A 19,694-nucleotide genomic window follows, 5' to 3' on the forward strand; every position below is an offset into this window, starting at 1 on the left:
ACAGAGTCATCATGATGACTCTGTGGCATCAGGTTCACCGGACATATGCCAGCGGCCGTCCGCTACCCGACCTCCTCGACGGCGCTGGTGCCGGAGCCTACGCGGGACTCCCAGGACCAGGTCTCGTCGAGGCGGAGGCGGCCGTCGGGCAGCACGGAGATCCGGCTGACGCAGTGCCCGGTGGAGGTCTGGCCGGCGGTGTTGAGCTGCACGTAGCGGAAGTCGAGGGTGTCGCCGTCCCGGGTGCCGACCAGGTGGCCGGTCCGGACGCTGCCGCCGGCGTACGTCGCCGAGATCTCCCCGCCACGCTCCCGGTAGTCGAAGACGGTCGCGGCACCGACCTCGCCGCCGTCGACCTCGCCCACCGCGCGGAACCGCCGGCCGTCCAGCGACGGCAGCGCTTTCCCGGGTACGTCACCGGCGACGACCCGCTCGAAGCAGAGCTGGTTGTACGGGCTGTCGCCGTACACCGGGATCTGCCGGTAGCCGGCCGAGCGGTAGAGGGCCGCCGCCTCGGGCAGCGATCCGTGGGTGCCGAGCCGCACGGTGTGCAGGCTTCGGGTCACCGCCTGCCGTTCCAGCTCTGCGAGCAGCCGGCGGCCGAGCCCCAGGCCACGGGCGTCGGCATGCACCCACAGGTGGCACAGTTCAGCGACACCGGGCGCGTACGTCCGGATCCCGCCGCAGCCGATCGGGAGATCATGCTCGTACGCGACCAGGAAGGCGCCGCCGGCCCCGCCGACCTCGGCCGGGTCCACCAGCGCCCGGCTGTCGTAGCCCTCGGGGAACCGGGTCGACAGTTCGGCGGCGTACTCGGTCAGGCAGTCCCGGGCGGCGGCCGAGTCGGCCTCGACGACCTCGACCGTGACGGCGGCCAGCCGGAGTAGCCGGCGGGTCCGGTGCTGGGCGGCGATCAGCTCCGCCCGTTGGGCGGCGGTGAGCGGTGCCAGCAGTTCGTGGGCGGCGGCGGTGGCACGCCGCTCCAACTCGGCGAGTTCGGCGGTGCCGGCGGCGGTCAGCTCGGCGACCCGGACCCGGCCGTCCGTCTCGTGCGCCCGGAGGTGGACCAGGCCCTGCCCTTCCAGGGAGCGGAGTGACCGGCTCAGGTAACCGGAGTCCCAGCCGAGCCGGGTACGCAGGTCGCGGACGGGCGCGCCGGTGCCGATCTCGTAGAGTAGCCGGGCCTCACTGAGCGGCCGGTCCTGGCCGAGATAGCGGTCGGTGAGCAGCCCGATCCGCTGCGAGTAGTAGCGGTTGAAATCGCGGACCGACTGAGCCTGTTCGATCGCCGCCGCCTGTTCGATCGCCGCCGTCATTTTTCTGACTATAGTCAGAGACTTCTCGGCGGTCAGTCCTCCGGCACTCCGGTCCGGAACTCCGGCGGGTCGTGCATCAGGAAGTCCCGGTGACTGATGTTCCAGGCGTACGCGCCGGCCATGCCGAAGACGATCGTGTCGCCGGCCGCGATCCGGCCCGGCGGCGGCAGTTCGGCCGCGTCCGGCACCCGGGCCAGCACGTCCTTCGGGGTGCAGAGCTGCCCGACGATCGTCACCGGGCCGGCCCCGGTGACCGGCCGGGGAAACGGGTACCCCCATTCCGGCCGGGGCAGCACGGTGAACGGCTGGGAGTGCGACTTCGCGGCCGGGGTACGGAGCTGGTGCGTGCCGCCGGTCACCACCACGAACCACTCGGCACCGGAGCGCTTCACGTCCAGCACCCGGGCCCGGTAGTGGCCACAGTAGACGGTCAGTGCCCGGCCCGGCTCGATCCGCAGCGTCCGGCCGGGATGCTCGGCCAGCAGCTCGGCCAGTGCGGCGCCGTACGCCGGCCAGTCGAACCGGGCCGTCGGATCGGCGTAGTCGACCGCCATGCCGCCGCCGACGTTCACCTCGCGGGCGTCGAGTTCGGCCACCGCCCACTCCACGACCGTCCGGGCCACGGCGGCGGCACCGGGTGCGGCGAGCCCGCTGCCGAGGTGGGCGTGCACGCCCCGGATCCGAATCCCGGGCAGGTCGAGCCGGGCGCAGGCCCGGGCGTCGGCCGGAGACATCCCGAACGGGCTGGGCCGGCCCCCCATCACCAGCACCGCGTCGCCGACCGGCACCGGCAGGTTGACCCGGAGCAGCACCTCGGCGACCGTGCCCCGGTGCCCGGCCAGCCGGTCGAGCCGGCGCAGCTCGGTCGGTGACTCGACGTGGAACCGGCGCACCCCGGCGGCCAGCCCGGCGGCCAGCTCCGGGTCGGTCTTGCCCGGCCCGCCGAACGCCGCCGGAAGGGTACCCGGGAACACCTCGGCCAGATGCCGCAGCTCGCCGCCGCTGGCCGCCTCGAAGCCGTCGACACGCGGCGCCAGGGTACGCAGGATTCCCGGGTCCGGGTTCGCCTTCATCGCGTACAGCAGCTCGACCCCGGCCGGCAGCGCGGCCCGGATCGCCGCCACGGAGGCGTCCAGCCCGGCCAGGTCGTACCAGTAACTCGGCCGGTCGATACCGGGCCCCAGGTTCACCGGCCCGCCTTCCGTTCGCGCTGCGGGGCTCGCAAACCCGGCTCACTCCTCGCGCTCACCGGCCCGCCTTTCGTTCGCGCTGCGGGGCTCGCAAACCCGGCTCACTCCTCGCGCTCACCGGCCCGCCTTTCGTTCGCGCTGCGGGGCTCGCAAACCCGGCTCACTCCTCGCGCTCACCGGCCCGCCTTTCGTTCGCGCTGCGGGGCTCGCAAACCCGGCTCACTCCTCGCGCTCACCAGCCCGCCTTCCGTTCGCGCTGCGGGGCTCGCAAACCCGGCTCACTCCTCGCGCTCACCAGCCCGCCTTCCGTTCGCGCTGCGGGGCTCGCAAACCCGGCTCACTCCTCGCGCTCACCGGCCCGCCTTTCGTTCGCGCTGCGGGGCTCGCAAACCCGGCTCACTCCTCGCGCTCACCGGCCCGCCTTTCGTTCGCGCTGCGGGGCTCGCAAACCCGGCTCACTCCTCGCGCTCACCAGGCACCTCCGATCGGGTTGGGGAACGGCAGGTAGCCGGCGTTCCGGTCGGCGGCCCGCTGCCAGCGGACCAGCAGGTTGGCCTTGACCGGCAGCGGTACGCCGGCCAGTAGGGCACGCAGCCGGGGCGGATCGCCGAGCCGGGCCGAGGTCTCCAGCACCACCTCGCGCAGTGCTGCCCAGAGCCGCGCCTCGACCCCGGGATGCGCGTCGGCGAGCGCCCCGGCCAGCTCCACCAGATGGTTGACGAAGAGGCAGTAGCTGACCCGGTTGAACGCCTGCTCGGGGTCGTACCCGATCTGGGCCGGCAGCCGAGCGAGCCAGTCGGCCCGGCGCTCGGTCTCGAGTTTGACGCCCTCCAGGTCGCGCAGCAGCATCCGCACCGGCCACCGGTCGGCGTCCAGCACCACCACCACGTTCTGCAGGTGGGCCTCGTGTACCACCCCGTGCCGCCACCAGAGGTCCAGCACCGCCGGGACGAGCAGCCGGACGTACGCCTCCCACCAGCCGACCGGGTCGGCCACCGCGAGCGGCGCGGCGGCCAGGGCGGCGGCGATCAGCGGCGTCTCGCCCTCGGCCAGGTGCGGGCGCAGCCCACCCCGCAGGATCACCCCGTACGTCTCGTCCAGCCCCGGCAGCTCCACCGTCCGGTACGCCGGCTCGGGCAGCAGCGCCACCCCGGCCGGCAGGGGCAGCTCGGCGAGCAGCCGGGTGAGCGCCACCGCACCGGTCAACTCGTAGCGGGCGTTCTTGCGTACGCAGTTGGTGATCCGGACGTGCAGGCTGGTCTTGACGAACAGGTCGGCCCGGGGTGCGTAGAGGGTCCGCACGCTGGCGGTCGGGCGCAGCACCGCACCGGCCACGCCGAGGTCGCGCAGCCGGGGGTCGAGTGGCCGGGACAGCTCGAACTGCCAGGGGTGCACCGGCAGCACGGCGTGCCCGGCCGGCGCCGGTGGCGGATCGAGTACCTCGATCAGCTCGTCGAACGGTCCGTCCGAGCCGAGCAGCGCCGCCGGTACGGCGATCCAGCGCAGCCGCAGGCTGGTACGCAGCTCGGGAGCGTACGCGTTCCACGCCTCGACGTCGCCGCTGCGCCACTTCGGGGCCGGATGCCGGGGATGGCCGTGCACCAGCGACTGTTCTGAGTCCACATAGGAGTCGATTACCGGGTCGCCGGTCGGGTCCGGATCGGCGGGCGGGCGCAGCCGGAGCACCCGGTCCAGCGCGTCCCGGCTCGCCACCACCTGCCCGGCGAACTCGTCGTTGCGGACCCCGGTGCGCAGGGTCAGCTCGTCGGCGACCAGGGTGGCGAGCCCGGCCGCGTCCACCGGTGACCAGGTGCCGGCGGAGAACCGCTGCACCGGGCCCTCGTAGCGGTGCGTCCCCACCTCGGAGACCCGGGCCACCGCACAGCGCAGCAGTACGGCACTGCGCGGCAGCCGTACCACGGCGTGGCCGTCGGCCAGCGTGGTCTGCCGGTCCGGACCGGCGACCTCCCGCGCGACACAGCCGAGCAGCGTGTGCGTGCTGGCGAGGTCGGCGGTGGGCCGGGACACAGCGGCGGTCATCGACAGCTCCTTGCCGCGACGCGGCCCGCCCCCGACCGCGGTCACCGATCGGACCGCAGATAGTTGGGACCGGTACGCAGGTAGTACTTGTTGATGTCGGCACAGCCGGTGCGCTGCTTCGGTAGCAGCGTTCCAGCGGTGAGCATCGCCTTGACCGGCAGGTGGTCGGCGGTCAGGACGCGCTCGGTGAGCAGCCGCCCGGCGGCGGCCACGTCCCAGCCGACCGGACCGGGTGCGTTCGTGACGCCGTCGGCCGGGCCGGGTGGGGTCGTGCGGGGTGGGGTGCTGGTCCAGCGGTCCCGGGTGGCGAGCAGCCGGGGGCGCAGCGCCGGGCCCGGGGCCGGCACCGGTACACCCCGCTCGGCGAGGGCGCGCAGCGGCGCGGCGGCGGCGAGGTGCAGGGTGATCGTGGTGAACACGTCGGCCAGCTCGCCGGGATCCGTGACCCACATCCGCTCGTCCCGCAGGGCCGGCCCGGGGCGCCGGACCAGCCGGGCACCGTCGTTGTCCTTGTAGAGCAGCCGCAGCCCGCCGCCGGCCGATCGGGTCCGCTGCCGCCCGAGCTGGCCGGCGGCAGCCGGGCCACCGGCCGCTCCGGTGCCGCCGCCCGCTCCGGGACCGGCGCCGGCGCCCGGGCCGGTGTCGTCGGGCGGGTCGGTGTCATCGGGCGGGTCGAGGACGAGGTGGATGTTCTGCTGGTGCGCCTCCAGCGCGATGCCGTGCCGCAGCCATAGATAACCGTGCCAGTCGACCAGCAGGTCCAGATAGGACTCCAGCAGCGGGCGCGGATCCGCCCCGGCCACCCGCTGCGCGACGGTACCGCCGGCCGGGTCCTCGGCGGCCAGCGCGGCGACCGGGACCACGACCCGCCCGGCCAGCTCGGCCGGGAAGCGGCGGACCAGGAAGGACCGGGCGGGATCGCCGGCATGGCCGTAGCAGCTCTCGTCGGCGTGCAGGATCCGACCCGCGAACGCCGGCTCGGCGGCGGCGATCCGGGCCAGCAGCCGGTGCAGTTCCGCGCCGTCGACCAGGGTGCCCGGCGCGATGGTACGGATGTTCCGGGCCCCGAGCGCCGCCGTGGCCAGCGGCAGCTTCAGGTGCGTGTACGGGTCGTCGACCAGCGCCACCGTCCGGGTCGACAGGGTCGGCCGGACGAGTACCTCGGGCACGTCGGCGCGGACCGGCAGGTGCATCCGGTCGGCGGTGACCGGATGCACCGGCAGCAGCACCGTCTCCGGCTCACCGGACGGCGGCCACCAGTCCGGCAGCGCACCGGTGAGGGTCAGTTCGGCGCGGGGCACCGGCAGCCAGCACAGCGCGAAGGTCGGGGCGTGCTCCGGGGCGTACCCGAGCAGGGCGGTGCGGTCCAGGCCGATCCGGGCCCGGCTGGTCGGATAGACCGGGTGGTCCGCCCGGGCGGCCAGTACGTCGTCGAGCAGCGCTCCGGCCATCCCGTCCGGGGTGCGGGCGCGGGTGGCGAGCAGGTCGGGATAGACCCGGGAGCGGGTCTGCGCGGCGAGCCGGCGGGCGACGAGATCGTCCCGGCACTCGGCGCGGAACGCGGCCCACCCGGCCTCGGCCTCCGGATCGTCCACCGGGGCGAGCGCGTCGAGCAGCCCGTCGAGGCTCCGCACCACCCGTCCCCGGGCACCGGAGCCGGTCTCGCCGTCGCGCAGCACCATCCGCTCCGGGTCCGGCTCGTCGTCGGGCGGTACGGCCGGCTCCGGCCCGTCGTCCGGCAGCACCACCAGTTCCGGGCGGGCGGTACGCAGTTCGTGCTGGAATCCGTCCGGCTCGACCGGCAGCCGCAGCCGGGCGCCGGGAATCCGGGTGAGCCACCATGGGCCGCTGCGCTGCCCGTTGCCGGCCAGGCCGAGGTGGTCCTCGCGAAGCAGTGTGTCCAGTACCCGCTGGAAGAGCTGCCGCTCGGCGGCGTCGGCGCCGGCCCCGGCCACCGCACCGCCTGCGGAGGTCCGCTGGCCCCGCCCACGGAAGCCACCGCCGGATCCGCTGCCCTTTCGCCCTCGCCGTTGCGTCGTCATGCCTCGATCTTCCAGCGGTGGGCCGCCCGGAAGTCGCGGAGCGCGCCGCGCACGGTCGCCGGATCGGGGCCGATCCCGTGCAGCGCGGCCAGATAGTCCCGGTTGGTACCGGTCAGCGGCGCGGTCACCCCGACCGTCCGCAGTGGACGCGAGCCGAGCAGGACCCCGCCCGGTCCGGTCGCGTCCACCGGGCCCGGCGCGGCGACCAGGGTCCCGGAACGGTCGGCACAGACCCACTCGACCCGGGCGTGCCGGGCCAGGCTCACCGGGTCGGGCAGGGCCGGTAGCGGATCACCGGCGTGGATCCGGATGACCTGCGCGAAGAGCGGCAGGCCGAGCAGTTCGGCCATCACCAGGTCGACCCGGTCGCCGATCAGCCGGTAGTTGACCTCGACGAGCCGGGCCCGACCGTCGGCGACGACGAACTCGGTGTGGCAGGCGCCGAAGCCGACGCCGAGCGCGTCGAGCTGGGCGAGCACCTGGGCCAGCAGCGGCGCCGGCAGCTCGGGTGCCCAGTCGAGGGCCTCCTCGGTGAAGGTCGGCGGCGGTCCGAGGCTGGTCCGCCAGCCGCCGAGCACAGCGGTCGTGGTGCCGTCGCCGAGGGTCTCAAGCGTGTGCAGGTCACCGGCCAGGTATTCCTCGACCAGCAGGCTCTGGCCGGGCCGCCGGGCGCGGATCTCCGCGACCCGGCGACGCAGCTCGGTCACCCCGTCGACCAGATAGACGTCCTCGCTGGCCACGCCCTCGCGCGGCTTCACCACCGCTGGAAACGGCACGGTCGCGGCCCGCTCCGGGGAGTCGTCCGGGCCGAGCGCCACCGCCGCCACCCGGTCCAGTCCGGCGTCGGCGACGGTACGCCGGGTCAGCCGCTTGTCCTTGCCGCGCAGCGTCGCCCGCCAGTCCTTGCCGGGCAGTCCCAGGTATTCCGCGGCGAGCGCGGTGGGGGTCTGCAGGTGGTCGCTGTTGGACAGCAGCGCGACCGGCGGCTCGCCCCGGTGCACCGCGTCGAGTACGCCCCGCACGTCGCGGACGTCCGCGCCGGACACCTCCGCCCCGGACCGCTGGGCCGGGCTCGCCGGCCAGGCGGCAGGCTGGTCGGTCAGTACCGTCACCGGCAGCCCGAGCCGGGCGGCCGCCGGCAGGAAGCCGTCGAGTACCGAGTCGGTCGGGTTGAGCGCGGTCAGATAGAGCCGCACGGCGTTACTTCGCCGGGTCGACCTGGAAGGTCTGCGCGATGTCGTCGAGGACGAAGTGGGCACCCTGGACCGAGACGGAGGTCATCCAGAGTTCGTCCTTGACCTCGTACAGGTGCTTGGCCTGCACCCCGGCCAGCCGGGTCCACAGCGGGTTGGCCTGGAACCTCTCCTTGTAGCTCTCGCCGCCGCTGTAGGTGGTGACGAAGATGTGGTCCGCGTCGGCCAGCTCGATCTGCTCCTCGCTGATCTCGGTGGCGAAGGTCTCCTCGTTCTGCGAGGCGGGGCGCTTCAGCCCGGCGTCGGCCAGGATGATCCCGATGAACGACGCCTTCGCCATCAGCCGGGTCGGGCCGTCCACGAACCGGACCACCGAGACGGACGGGTTGTTCGCCTTGGCGTTGACCTCGTCGCCGATCTTCTTGGCCCGCGCCTCGTACGCGGTCAACTCCTGCTCGGCCTTGGTCTCCTCGCCGAGGGCCTTGCCGAGCAGGGTGATGTTGTCCTTCCAGATCGGTCCGGTGGTCTTGACGAAGACGGTCGGCGCGATCGCGGAGAGCTTGTCGTAGAGCGCCTCGTGCCGGACGGTCGCCGACACGATCAGGTCCGGCCGGAGCGAGGCGATCAGTTCGAGGTTCGGGTTGTCCAGCGGGCCGATGTCCTTGGTGTCCTTGACCGCGTCGCCGAGATAGTCCGGGAAGGTCTGCTGGTTCCGGTAGCTGGCGATCCCGCCGACCAGCGGCCGGTCGAGCAGTACGACCGCCTCCACCAGGCTGTTGTCCAGTGCCACGATCCGTTGCGGCTTCGCCTTGATTTCGGTGCTGCCCTTGTCATGGGTGATGGTGCGGGGGAATCCGGCGTCGACCGCGGCTCCCTGACCGGTGTCGGTCCCGCCCGCCGGGTCCGAGGTGCCGCAGGCCGACAGCCCGACGGCCAGGGTCAGCCCGGTCAGGCCGGCGGCGAGCCGGAGGGCTGCCCCGGTGCCGCGCGCGAATCGACGCATGGAACTTCCTTCTTCCTGTACTAAGGTAAGGCTCGCCTACTTCGCAGTTAGGTTAGCCTTGCTCACCGCTGAATGGAAACTGCGAACCCGATCACCGTGTCGTGTCGCCCCTGGTCACCGACCCACCCGGCCTGCCGGCACCGGTACCGCCGGTCACCGGCGGCGCCCCTCGGGTACGACGATCGGCGTGCCGGCCACCGGGCAGGGAATGATCCGGCAGTCGAGGCCGAACACCTCGCGGACCAGTTCCGGGGTCACCACCTCGGTCGGCGGTCCGGCCGCGACGACCTGGCCGGCCCGCATCGCGACCAGGTGGTCGGCGTACCGGCACGCCTGGTTCAGGTCGTGCAGCACCATCACCACCGTGGTGCCGTCCCGCTGGTTCAACTCGGCGACCAACTCCAGCACGTCCACCTGGTAGGCCAGGTCCAGATAGGTGGTCGGCTCGTCCAGCAGCAGCACCCGGGTGTCCTGAGCCAGCGCCAGCGCGATCCAGACCCGCTGCCGCTGCCCGCCGGAGAGTTCGTCGAGGTTCCGGTCGGCCAGCTCAGCGGTGCCGGTGGCGGCCAGCGCCGCGTCGACGACCTGCTCGTCGGCCCGGGACCATTGCCGCCACCAGTGCTGGTGCGGGGTACGCCCCCGGGCCACCAGGTCCCGCACGGTGATCCCGTCCGGGGCGATCGGCGACTGCGGCAGCAGCGCCAACCGCTGGGCGAGTTCCCGGTTCGACAGGCTGGCGATCGGGTCCCCGCCGAGATAGACGACCCCGGCGGCCGGTGCCAGCAGCCGGGACAGCGCCCGCAGCGCCGTCGACTTCCCGCAGGCGTTCGGCCCGACCAGCGCGCTGACCTTGCCGGCCGGCAGCTCGATGTCGAGGCCCTCGGCCACGATCCGGTCGCCGTACCCCAGCCGAAGGTCGCTGCCCAGCAGCGCGGTCATTCGTCCTCCACATGATCGTCGGGCCTCGCCGGTCGCCGGCACCGGTCGAGATGTCCTGCCGTCGTGGGCCGGCGTACGCCCCGCCGGACACCGAACCTGTCTCCACCTGGACCGCGCGACGGCTGCGCTCCGGCTTCCACCCGCGGCCACCACGGACCGCAGCGGAGGTGGAGAAGGTTCATTCAGCCGGCCCGGCCGACCCGGTTCGCCCGGGCCAGCAACCACATCAGGTACGGCGCCCCGACCGCACCGGTGACGACGCCGACCGGCAGCTCGATCGGGGCGAGCACCAGCCGGGCCGCCAGGTCGGTGAGGAGTAGCAGGGCCGCACCGACGCAGCCGCTGGTCAGCAGTGGCAGGTTGGCGGTACCGGTGAGCCGCCGGGCGATCTGCGGTGCGGCGAGCGCCACGAAACCGATCGGGCCGGCCGCCGCCGTCGCCACCGCCGCCAGCACGACCGAGGCGAGCAGCAACACGATCCGGGCCCGGTCCACCGGCAGACCCAGCGCCCGTGCGGTGTCGTCGCCGTACTGGAGCAACTGGTACGGCCGGATCAGCGCCAGCACCACCGGTACGACCGCCAGCAGGGCCAGCCCCATCCACCAGGCGTGCTCGAAGCCGCGCCCGTTCAGCGAGCCGGTCAGCCAGACCATCGCCCGGGACGCCTCGTTGACGTCGGCCCGGGCCAGCAGCCAGTTCGTCAGCGCGGTGAGCGCCCCCTGCACGCCGATGCCGACGAGTACGAACCGGAACCCGGTGATGGTGCCGTCCCGGAACGCCATCCCGTAGCTGATGCTCGCCGCGACCAGCGCCCCGAGTAGCGCGCCGAACGGAACGCTGGCGTACGAGCCGGCGCCGGCCGAGGTCACCCCGCCGATCAGCACCGCGGCCACCCCGCCGGTGCTGGCCCCGGCGGTCACGCCGATCAGGTCCGGGCTGGCCAGCGGGTTGCGGGTGACCGCCTGCATCAGTGCTCCGGCCAGCCCGAACGCGCAGCCGACCAGCAGCGCGGTCAGTGCCCGGGGCAGCCGCAGCTCGCGCACGATCAGGGTGGCGTCCGCACCGCCGGTGCCGGTGAGGGCGGCCACGACGTCACCGACCGGGATCGGGAACTCGCCGACCGAGACCGAGGCGACCAGCCCGGCGGCGGCGAGCACGACCACCAGCAGCAGCACCCCGACCACCCGGGGCCGGACGATGCCGCCGAGCCCGGCCAGTTCCCAGCCCACCCGGCCCCGTCGCCGGGCCGCCCCGACAACCGGCGGTGCGGTCGTCCCGGGCGGCGATGCGCTCGTCTCGGGCGGCGGTGCCGGCGCGGCCCGGTCGGGGAGGCGCAGGCTCATCGGGTCTGCTCCCGGAACCGGCCGCGCTTCACCAGGACGATCAGGAACGGGGCGCCGATCATCGCGGTCACCACGCCGGCCTGCACCTCGCCGGGATGGTCGAGAAGCCGGCCCAGGGTGTCGGCGCCGAGCAGCAGCGCGGCACCGGCCAGCGCCGACCCGGGGAGCAGCCAGCGCAGGTCGGGGCCGGTGAAGGTGCGTACCAGGTGTGGCACGACCAGCCCGACGAAGGTGACCGGACCGGCGCCGGCCACCGCGGCGCCGGTCAGCAGGATCACGCCGGCCGCGCCGAGCAGCCGGGTGGTGCCGACCCGTACCCCGAGCGAGCCGGCGAGGTCGTCACCGAGGGCGAGCGCGTTCAGTCGTGGCGTGATGACCGCGACCAGCAGCAGCCCGGCCAGGACGAACGGGCTCAGTTGACCGGCCAGGCCGCCGTCCCGGCCGGCGAGCGAGCCGACCGCCCAAAACCGGTACTGGTCCAGGGTGCGGACGTCCAGCAGCACCAGCGCGTTGGTGAGGCTCATCAGCAGCGCGGTGACCGCCGCGCCGGCGAGCGCGAGTTTGACCGGAGAGGCGCTGCCCCGGCTCGCCGACGCCCGGGCCGCACCGCCGACGGCGTAGACGAGGGCGCCGGCCAGGGCCGCACCGAGGAAGGCGAACCAGACGTACTGGTAGGGCGAGGTCAGTCCGAGGACCCCGATGCTGGTCGCCACCGCCAGGGCGGCTCCGGCCGAGACGCCGAGCAGTCCGGGATCGCCGAGCGGGTTGCGGGTGAGTTCCTGGGCCAGCGTGCCGGCCACCCCGAGCGCGACCCCGACCAGCAGGCCGAGCAGCGTACGCGGGAAGCGCAGTTCCGCGACGAGCAGTGCGTCTCCGCTCCGGTCACCGGTCAACGCCCGCAACGCCTCGCCCGGCGGTACGTGCTTCGCGCCGATCAGCACGCTCGCCAGGCAGGCCAGCGCGACCGCGGCGAGCAGCACCAGCACCAGGGCGGTACGCCGACCGGCCGTGGTCCGGTGCGGGGGCGGCGGTGCCTGGCCCGGTACTGCCGGGGTGCGGAGGGTTAGGGGCACCTAAGTAAGATAAGCCACGCCTAACCAGCAGCTCAGCGGGGCTGCCGGCGGCACGGCGAACCCGGGTGGTGAGTGCCCAGGGTCGCGGCACCCACCACCCGGGTCCGGGTGGGAACTCAGGGCCGGAACGCGTCCCGGGTGTCCCGCGCGGCGTCGCCCACGTGGTCACCGGCCTGCTTGACGTTCGCCTCGGTCTGCTCGGTGGCGCCCTCGGCACGAAGCCGCTCGTTGCCGGTCGCCTCGCCGGCCTTCTCCTTGGCCGCTCCGGCGACTTCCTCGATCTTGTGCCGGATCTTGTCTCCCATGCCCATCGTGTCCTCCAGTTTCTCGCCGAGGTGCTCTCCGCACCTCGCCGCCCCTTGAAGTGCCCGCCGGTGCCCGGAGCGAAACGGGCCCCGGGCGCAGCGGCGGCGAGGCCGGGCGGCGCGCGGGGTCCCCCCGTACCCGGGCGGTTTCGGTAGGCTGCGGGCGACCTGGGGAGGCGTCGATGTCCTGGCCGGACGGTGGTCCGTGGGTGGTTACCACGATCTCGTCGACCACGAGTTGGGCGGTGGCCACGGCCGCCCTCTGCGCGGCGTCGACGGCCCGGGCGGCGGTGCTCCGGATCGTCGATGACGGTTCCGACGTCGCGCCCGCACTGCTGCGGGACAACCTCGCCAGCTATCTCGAGGTGCGCGCCGGTGCCGTCGACCCGGTACGCGTGGACGACCTGGTCGGGCTCGTCCGGGCGCTGTCGCGTACCCATGGGCTGGTCCTGGTGACCGGGGCGCCCGGTCTCGTCGTACCGCTGGGTCGCGCTGGCTGGACCCTCGCGGACCTGGCCTGGGCGCTCGGCGCTCCGGTGGTGCTCGTCGCCGACCTGGGGCCCGACGCGGCCAACCACACCACGCTGGCCCTCGACGTCCTCGACGGACGCGATCTCACCGGTACGGTGGTCGCGGTCGGCGACGGTGACGAACTCGCCGGGCTGCCGGTCGGGCTGGCCGGCCGGATTCCGGCGGACGCGGCCGACCGGCCGGAGGCGTTCCGGGCGGCGGCCCCGGGCTGGCTGGATCCGCTGCTGCACGCCAGCCGCCGCCCGACCTCGACCACCGCTCCGGCACCGTCCGAGGTCGCACCACCAGCCACGCCGCCCACCGACTCGGCCGAGCGGTCGGCTGCCGGGGCTGCGTCGTCGGCTGGCGGGTCGGCGGAACGGTCGGCTGCCGGGGCTGCGTCGTCGGCGGGTGGGCCGGCGGAGCCGCCGGCTGCCGGGGCGGAGCCGGTTTCCGGTGCGGGGCAGGGGAGGCCGAGCCGCATCGTGGCGGAGCCGGTGGGGCACCGGCCGGCCCGGACGCCCGTCCGGCGGACGGTCAGCGGCAAGCGGGTACTGGTCGTCCTGTTGGTGGTCTTCCTCGCCTCGGTGCTGCTGCTCTGCGGCCTGACCGTCGTCGCGCCGACCGGTCCGGCGGAGGTGACCCAGCGGATCACCACGATCCGGGAGATGCCGAACGAAGCGGGGCCGACCGCCCGGCTGCCGATGCCAGTGTGGACCCCGACCCCGGCCGGGTCTCCGTCCGCCGTCGCCTGCGTCCACGCCGCCAGGAAGGTGGTCGGCACCGTGCCGGACGCGGCGACCACGGCCCGGGTCGACGCCGCCTGGCTGCGCATCGAGCGCTGGCTGGCCCGGCACGCCCCGCGCAGCCGGGCCGGCCTGCGCCCGCCAGCCGCACCGGCCCGGATCGCCGCGCTCCAGGCCCGGTTGTCGGTGGCGTTCCCCGCCGACCTGGTCGCCTCGCTGCGCCGACACGACGGGGCGGACGACTTCGATCTCCCGCCCTTCTACCGGCCGCTGCGGCTCGACCAGATCGCCAGCGACTGGGCGGTGAACTGCAGTGTCCGGGCCGACGTGTCGATGGACGACCACTGGTGGCACCCGTCCTTCGTACCGTTCGCGTCGGCCGGTGACGGCGGAAGCCTGCTGGTCGACCAGCGGCCCGGTCGGCACGGCCGGATCGGCGAGTTCTATCCCGAGGACGGCACCGGTTTCGACGGCTGGCCAGCCTCGGTCGGTGACCTGCTGGCCGGAGTGGCCGAGTCGCTGGAGACCGGCGAGCCGTACTCCGGGCGGTACCGCCCGACCGTCGACGCCGAGGGCCGGCTCGACTGGACGGTCGGATAGCGGCTGACGGCGGGACGCCGCCGGATCAGTGACGGGTCGGGGCGGAGCCGGCCGGTTGCGGGGCGGCGGTCAACCGGTGCCGAGCGACCAGTTCGACGGTTCCGGCGATGGCGATCGCCTCCACGGCGAGCAACGCGACGAGGATGAGCAGTTGGGTCGCGCCGGCCTGCACCGGGCTAGCACCGCCGAGCAGTACGCCGACGAACGCGCCGGGCAGCGTGACGAGTCCGACCGTACGGGTCTGGTCGAGAGCTGGCACCAGGGCCTGACCGGCTGACGTCCGGCAGACCTCCATCGCGGCGTCCCGATCGGAGAAGCCGAGGGCGAGCCCCGCCTCGTACTCGCCGTGCCGGGTGTGCAACTCGTCCAGGGCGCGCCGGCCGGCCAGGCTGGTCGCGGTCATCGCACCGCCGATCAGGATCCCGGCCGTGGGGAGTACGGCCAGCGGCGTCGGCGGTACGGCGCCGGTGCTGACGAGCAGGGTCAGCGCCGGGGCGACGCCGAGCCCGATCGGGAGCAGGGTGACCCAGCCGGTACGTCCACCGGTCACCCGGCGGGCGGAGGTGCCGGCCGCGACCACGTACATCACGACGACGAAGAGCAGCGTCGACCACCAGGAGCGGAGGACCAGGATGATGATCGCGGAGACCGCCGCGAGCTGGATCGCGGCCCGGCCGGAGGCGGTCAGTACCGCCCGACCCGGGCCGAGTCTTGCCCAGCCGACGACCCCGGCGCCGAGCAGTGCCAGCGCCGCCAGGACGACGAAGAAGGCCGGCCCGAGGGTGATCGAGGTCTGATCCATGACCCGGATTGTGGCCGCCGCGACGACGGGCCGCATCCGGGCGGGCGCCAGCCGGGCCCGGCCGGTGACGCCGACCGGCCGACGTCGCTGCTGGCGGCCCCGCTATGCCTGATGACCGGCGGGTATGCCTGCTACAGGTCGATCCAGCCGTGCATGGTCGCCAGCGGCGTGCGCAGCTCATCGCGGACGGCTACGCCTCGCAGGGGCGGTTGTTGATCGTGCAGGCCGTCGGCTCCCCGTCGATCAGCGCGCCGTCGACCCGGAAGCGCACCTGCACCGAGCCGCGTGCCGGGACCCGACTGGTCGCCCGGTCCGGGACGAAGGTCCAGGTGGCGCCCTCGCGGCTGGCCTGGGCGCCGTCCACCGCGGCGACGGACTGGGTGGTCCGGGGCAGCGTGATGACGAGCCGCCAGTCGCTGGCCGGAGCCGGACCGGGGTTGGTGATGGTCACCGAGGCGGTGTAGTTGAGCAGTGTGACGTCCTCGGTCGCGTACCGGGCGGCCAGGGGCGGCGGGGGAGCCGGCGACGGGGAGCCGGAGCGCTCCGGCCTGCTCCGGGGCCCGGCCCGGGGCGGCGTCGGTGACGGGGCCAGTGGCGAGGAGGCCGGTGGGGTCGCGCTACCACTGGCAGTGTCCGTCCCGTCCCCGGGCTCCACCTCGATCTCGGCGGAGGGCGGCGGCGCCACACCCAGCGGCGCGAACTGGTCCGGCGTGCGGAGCAGGGTGACGACCAGGAACCCGGTGCCGATGACCGCGACCAGCGCCGCCGCGACGATCACGCTCGCCACCACCCGGTCGCCCCGGCGTGCCGGCAGCAGCCCGGCCACCCGACGGACCAGGGCGCGTACTGCCGCCACCCCGGCGAGCAGCACGTCGAGGATGGCGACCGGCAGGGTACGCGCCGGACGTTGTCGAACTTTGCGCACGTGACTTCCCTTTCGCTGCACGGGTGGCGACACCCCGCCGCCCCCGCCCGTCAGACCGGGCCGAGCGGATCAGAGTGCCCGCAACCCGGCGAGCACAGCCTCCAGCAGATCCTCCGAGGGCGCGTCCAGCACCGGCGGCTCGTGGGTGTCGATCAGCCCCGCGTCCAGCAGATCACCGAGGAGCACCCGTACGGTACCGACCGGCAGGTCCAGCGCGGCGGCGATCTCCGCCACCGAGAGCGGCCGGCGACAACTGGCGAGGATCTCGGACTGTTCCGGCGTCAGCTCGGCGCGCTGCGGCACCGGCCAGCGGGCCACCACCAGAGAGATCAGATCGAACTGTCCCCGGATCGGCTGCGTCCTGCCCCGCGTCATCGCGTAGGGGCGGACCACCGGCCCGGCGTCCTGGTCGTACCAGGCGTCGTCGTGCCGACCTCCTGCACCGGTGCGCACCCCGTGTCACCCCCCGGTCAGGTCATCGGCCGGTACCGGGAAGGTGGGCAGGTGCGAGTCCGCCCGGCCGGCCGCCAGCGCCACCTCGTACGCCATCTCGTCGACGTCGGCGTCCCCGGCGAACCGGACGGCGAGGATCGCGCCGCCCCGGGTCGCGGCCACGAACAGGAAGGCCCGGTGCATCTGCACGATGACCTGCCGCACGCCACCGGGGCCGGAATATCGGGCGGCGGCCTGGGCCAGCGCCTGCAAGCCGGCGACCACACTGGAGAGCTGGTCGGCGAGTTCGCCGCCGACCCCCCGGGAGACCCCGAGCAGCAGCCCGTCGGGGGAGAGCGCCACGGCATGCTCGGCCGCCGAGACCCGGTCCACGAATTCGTCGAGTATCCGGACCAGGTTATCCGTCGTGACCACTGCGTGAGTCACCTGTCGTCCTCTCGCTGCTCTCGGTTTGGTCGTCGGTGGGTGCCGGGAGCGCTACCGGCAGCTCCATCGTCGCCGACCAGTCGGTTTCGGCGCGCCGGACGGGCGCGCCGTTCGGAGCGGAGCCGGCGGCCCGGCTCGGGGTGCCGACCGGGGTGTCCGGGTCCGGACGGCGGACCCGGACCGGCAGAGCCGGGGCGGCCCCGGGTCGGGGCGCGCCAGCCGGCTGTCCGACGGCGGTGTCGGTCGGCCGCCCCGCTGCGGTGGTGGTGCCCGGGGCAGGCGTCGGTTCGGGCTCGGATGTCTCGACCAGCAGCGTAGCCGGCACCAGCACGATCGCGGCTGTCCCGCCCCGAGGCCCGGCCGTCAATTCGACGGTGACGCCGTGCCGGCGGGCGAGCCGGCCGACCACGTACATCCCGACCGCGCCGTTGAGCGGTCCGGTGTTGGGCGTGTCGCGGATCAACTCGTTGACAGCGTCCAGCTCGGCCGGACCCCGGCCGACGCCGTCGTCACTGACGATGATCGCCCGACCGCCGTCGCGTACCTCGCCGGCGATCCGCACCGTGGTGGTCGGGGCCGAACCGGATAGCGCGGCTTCGATGATCTCGGCCAGCAGGTGGATGAGGTCGGGCAGGGCCCGCCCGGCGACCGCCCCCGACCAGTGGGGGGCCACCAGTACCCGTGGATAGTCGGACACCTCGGCCACCGCGCCCCGTACGACGTCGACCAGCGGCACCGGCCGCCGCCAGCGCCGGCCCGGCGTACCTCCGGAGAGGCTGATCAGCTGTTCCACGTTGCGCCGGATCCGGGTGGCGAGGTGGTCGAGCCGGAACAGTTCGGCCAGTTCCTCGGTGTCGGTCTCCCGCCGCTCCATCGCGTCGAGCAGGCCGATCTGCCGGTGCAGCAGGCTCTGGTTCTCCCGGGTCAACCAGACGTTGACCTCCCGGGCCCGCTGGTGCGCGGCGAGTCGGGCCGAGATCTGCGCGGCTCGTTCGGCCACCCGCTCGGTCTCCGCCTGCCGCCGCCCGGTCTGCGCCACGAGCTGCTCCCGCTGGCTGGTGAGCCGCTTGCGTTGGGCGGCCAACTCGGCCGCCCGGTCGGTCAGTTCGGCGGCCCGGTTCCGCTGGCTGGCCAGCTCCGCCGCAAGGTCGTCCCGGGCACCGACCAGTGTGGCGTTCTCGCTGCCCAACTCGTCCAGCCGGGCGACGATCCGCCGGGTGCCGCGCAGGGTCAGTACGGCGGCTGCCACCAGCACCACCAGGCCGAGGCCACCGACCAGGCCGGCTCGGACGACCACCCCGGCCGCGCCCCGGGTGGCCCGGTCGACACTGTCCCGTACCCCGATGGTGACCAGGGTCCGCAGCTCGGACAGGGCCGGTTCGGTCGCCGCCTGCCAACGGGCGGGCGGGACCGGTGGGCTTGCGCCGTCCCAGTCGGCGTCCAGCAGTTCCGTCTCGGCGGCGTGCAGGGTCGCGAAGACCGGGCCGGTGACCAGCCGCTCGTAGCCGGCCCGCTCCGCCCCGGGCAGTCCGGCCCCCGCCTCGGCCCGGGCGAACCGGGCCACCGCGACGAGGTCCACCAGCCGGGTGTGTTCGGCCCCGGTCAATCGGGGCGAGGCGAGCGCCCCGGCCACCAGGGCATCCTCCCGGGAGAGCAGCTCGGCGGCGCGGGACAGTGCGAGGAGGGTACGGGTCTCCTCGATCAGGTCACTCCGCCGGCTGGCCCACTGCGAGCCGTACACGGCGAAGCCGGCGTCGATGATGTCTCCGTACGACGCGGCGGCGCTGGCCCGGTCGCCACGGCCGCCGTCGACGTCGTCGCGGAGCGGCCGGAGATCGTCCAGCCGCCGTACCAGTTCCGCGGCCCGCTCCCGCACCGCGCCGACGGTGGCCAGCCGGAGATCCGTCCGGTCGGTGAACCGCCGCAGCGCCCCGACCGCCGCGTCGGTGCGGGCGCGCTGTTCGAGCAGGGCCGCCCGGTGCCGGCCCGGTGCGGCCAGTTCGACCATGCTGAGCCGGCGTTCCGCCTGAAGGCTGAGGATCAGCGCGTCGGTTGGCTGGCCAAGCTGGGTGCCGAGGGTCCGGACCGCGAGCAGGTCCATCGCGTCCCGGGCGGTCAGGAAGGTGGCGTAGCCCCAGAGCACGGTCAGCACGACCAGCAGGGCGGCACCCTTGGCCACGATCCGGGTGGGTGCCGACCCGACCGGCGACCCTGGCGACTCGGTCTCGCCGCCCCCGACCGGCCCGGATGTGGACTCGCTCCGCACCTGCCCGGCTTCGTCCCTTACCTGTCCGGCTTCGTTCCTCGCCGGTCGGGAGCCGCTGCGGACCGGTCCGGACGCGGACTCGCTCCGTGCTGGCCCGGAGTTCCCGCGCCCCGGACCGGGGTCGGTCCGCCCGGGCGGACCACCGGGCGCGGAGCCGGGCTTGCCTTCCGGTACCCGCCGCTTTGCCGGCCTCCCCGGTTCGGCCGACTCTTCCCCCGGCCTTGCCCGGTTGCCGTGCTCCGCGGAGTTCCGCGCTCGACCGCCGGGCTGTTCGGGATGCGGTGCCCGGTTGCCGGGCTGTTCGGGATGCCGTGGCCGGGCGCCCGGCTGACCTGGCGGCCGTGGCGGGTTTCCAGGCTGTCCCGCCGGCCGTGGCGGGTTGCCAGGCTGTTCCGCCGGTCGTGTCCGGTCGGTTCGCTGCTCCGCCGGTCGTGCCTGGTCGGGTCGCTGTCCCGCCGGCCGCGGCGGGTTGCCAGGCTGTTCCGCCGGTCGTGTCCGGTCGGCTCGCTGCTCCGCCGGTCG

The 19,694-nt window shown here is 74.3% G+C and carries 16 protein-coding genes; 1 reads left to right on the forward strand and 15 read right to left on the reverse strand.

What is annotated here, in order from left to right; all coding sequences use genetic code 11:
* Positions 1-62 precede the first annotated feature (62 nt).
* The 10 genes from ACSMXO_RS06115 to ACSMXO_RS06160 all read right to left on the reverse strand — a co-directional run bounded on the left by ACSMXO_RS06115 (position 63) and on the right by ACSMXO_RS06160 (position 12,450).
* On the reverse strand, positions 63-1,316 hold the full coding sequence (locus ACSMXO_RS06115) for a bifunctional helix-turn-helix transcriptional regulator/GNAT family N-acetyltransferase (protein WP_455416987.1): 1,254 nt from the start codon (positions 1,314-1,316) through the stop codon (positions 63-65).
* 32 nt (positions 1,317-1,348) lie between these two features.
* A complete protein-coding gene (locus ACSMXO_RS06120) occupies positions 1,349-2,506 on the reverse strand; it encodes a type III PLP-dependent enzyme (protein ID WP_455416988.1) in 1,158 nt (385 codons plus the stop codon).
* A 468-nt stretch (positions 2,507-2,974) separates the two neighbouring features.
* Positions 2,975-4,546, reverse strand: coding sequence for an IucA/IucC family protein (locus ACSMXO_RS06125; protein ID WP_455416989.1), 1,572 nt, complete (start codon positions 4,544-4,546; stop codon positions 2,975-2,977).
* Between the two features lie 41 nt (positions 4,547-4,587).
* The gene (locus ACSMXO_RS06130; protein WP_455416990.1) at positions 4,588-6,588 is read right to left on the reverse strand and encodes an IucA/IucC family protein; all 2,001 of its coding nucleotides are present in this window, start codon (positions 6,586-6,588) and stop codon (positions 4,588-4,590) included.
* Positions 6,585-7,784, reverse strand: a complete 1,200-nt coding sequence (locus ACSMXO_RS06135; RefSeq protein WP_455416991.1) for an ATP-grasp domain-containing protein — start codon at positions 7,782-7,784, stop codon at positions 6,585-6,587. The genes ACSMXO_RS06130 and ACSMXO_RS06135 overlap by 4 nt, the downstream gene beginning before the upstream one ends.
* A 4-nt stretch (positions 7,785-7,788) precedes the next feature.
* Positions 7,789-8,784 carry an ABC transporter substrate-binding protein gene (locus ACSMXO_RS06140; protein ID WP_346260129.1) on the reverse strand — a complete coding sequence of 332 codons (996 nt, stop codon included), beginning with the start codon at positions 8,782-8,784 and terminating at the stop codon, positions 7,789-7,791.
* A 153-nt stretch (positions 8,785-8,937) separates the two neighbouring features.
* The gene (locus tag ACSMXO_RS06145; RefSeq protein ID WP_346260128.1) at positions 8,938-9,723 is read right to left on the reverse strand and encodes an ABC transporter ATP-binding protein; all 786 of its coding nucleotides are present in this window, start codon (positions 9,721-9,723) and stop codon (positions 8,938-8,940) included.
* Between the two features lie 182 nt (positions 9,724-9,905).
* Positions 9,906-11,066: a FecCD family ABC transporter permease gene (locus tag ACSMXO_RS06150; protein WP_455416992.1), complete on the reverse strand. Its 1,161-nt coding sequence runs from the start codon at positions 11,064-11,066 to the stop codon at positions 9,906-9,908.
* Positions 11,063-12,139 (reverse strand): FecCD family ABC transporter permease, encoded by a 1,077-nt coding sequence (locus ACSMXO_RS06155; RefSeq protein WP_346260126.1) that lies wholly within the window; start codon positions 12,137-12,139, stop codon positions 11,063-11,065. Before ACSMXO_RS06155 ends, ACSMXO_RS06150 begins: the two co-directional genes overlap by 4 nt.
* A gap of 116 nt (positions 12,140-12,255) precedes the next feature.
* Positions 12,256-12,450 (reverse strand): CsbD family protein, encoded by a 195-nt coding sequence (locus tag ACSMXO_RS06160; RefSeq protein WP_318401968.1) that lies wholly within the window; start codon positions 12,448-12,450, stop codon positions 12,256-12,258.
* Positions 12,451-12,626: 176 nt separating this feature from the next.
* Between ACSMXO_RS06160 and ACSMXO_RS06165 the strand changes: the two genes are divergently transcribed.
* Complete coding sequence (locus tag ACSMXO_RS06165; protein ID WP_455416993.1) at positions 12,627-14,300, forward strand: SMI1/KNR4 family protein; 1,674 nt, start codon at positions 12,627-12,629, stop codon at positions 14,298-14,300.
* A gap of 25 nt (positions 14,301-14,325) precedes the next feature.
* On the opposite strand, the gene ACSMXO_RS06170 is transcribed toward ACSMXO_RS06165, so the two are convergent.
* The 5 genes from ACSMXO_RS06170 to ACSMXO_RS06190 form a co-directional block, all read right to left on the reverse strand.
* Entirely contained in the window at positions 14,326-15,102 is a 777-nt protein-coding gene (locus tag ACSMXO_RS06170) for an ABC transporter permease (protein ID WP_455416994.1), read from the reverse strand.
* Positions 15,103-15,292: 190 nt separating this feature from the next.
* The gene (locus ACSMXO_RS06175; RefSeq protein ID WP_455416995.1) at positions 15,293-16,027 is read right to left on the reverse strand and encodes a cellulose binding domain-containing protein; all 735 of its coding nucleotides are present in this window, start codon (positions 16,025-16,027) and stop codon (positions 15,293-15,295) included.
* 69 nt (positions 16,028-16,096) lie between these two features.
* Positions 16,097-16,480, reverse strand: a complete 384-nt coding sequence (locus ACSMXO_RS06180; protein WP_346260122.1) for a DUF742 domain-containing protein — start codon at positions 16,478-16,480, stop codon at positions 16,097-16,099.
* A 6-nt stretch (positions 16,481-16,486) separates the two neighbouring features.
* A complete protein-coding gene (locus ACSMXO_RS06185) occupies positions 16,487-16,894 on the reverse strand; it encodes a roadblock/LC7 domain-containing protein (protein ID WP_318401977.1) in 408 nt (135 codons plus the stop codon).
* Entirely contained in the window at positions 16,878-19,172 is a 2,295-nt protein-coding gene (locus tag ACSMXO_RS06190; RefSeq protein ID WP_455416996.1) for a nitrate- and nitrite sensing domain-containing protein, read from the reverse strand. The genes ACSMXO_RS06185 and ACSMXO_RS06190 overlap by 17 nt, the downstream gene beginning before the upstream one ends.
* Between the last annotated feature and the right edge of the window lie 522 nt (positions 19,173-19,694).

It is taken from the genome of Plantactinospora sp. DSM 117369, from assembly GCF_053764795.1.

Coding starts and splice junctions, on each gene's coding strand:
- ACSMXO_RS06165 (WP_455416993.1), top strand. CDS start 12,627: ATGTCCTGGCCGGACGGTGGTCCGTGGGTGGTTACCACGATCTCGTCG.
- ACSMXO_RS06125 (WP_455416989.1), bottom strand. CDS start 4,546: ATGACCGCCGCTGTGTCCCGGCCCACCGCCGACCTCGCCAGCACGCAC.
- ACSMXO_RS06140 (WP_346260129.1), bottom strand. CDS start 8,784: ATGCGTCGATTCGCGCGCGGCACCGGGGCAGCCCTCCGGCTCGCCGCC.
- ACSMXO_RS06130 (WP_455416990.1), bottom strand. CDS start 6,588: ATGACGACGCAACGGCGAGGGCGAAAGGGCAGCGGATCCGGCGGTGGC.
- ACSMXO_RS06160 (WP_318401968.1), bottom strand. CDS start 12,450: ATGGGCATGGGAGACAAGATCCGGCACAAGATCGAGGAAGTCGCCGGA.
- ACSMXO_RS06150 (WP_455416992.1), bottom strand. CDS start 11,066: ATGAGCCTGCGCCTCCCCGACCGGGCCGCGCCGGCACCGCCGCCCGAG.
- ACSMXO_RS06145 (WP_346260128.1), bottom strand. CDS start 9,723: ATGACCGCGCTGCTGGGCAGCGACCTTCGGCTGGGGTACGGCGACCGG.
- ACSMXO_RS06170 (WP_455416994.1), bottom strand. CDS start 15,102: ATGGATCAGACCTCGATCACCCTCGGGCCGGCCTTCTTCGTCGTCCTG.
- ACSMXO_RS06115 (WP_455416987.1), bottom strand. CDS start 1,316: ATGACGGCGGCGATCGAACAGGCGGCGGCGATCGAACAGGCTCAGTCG.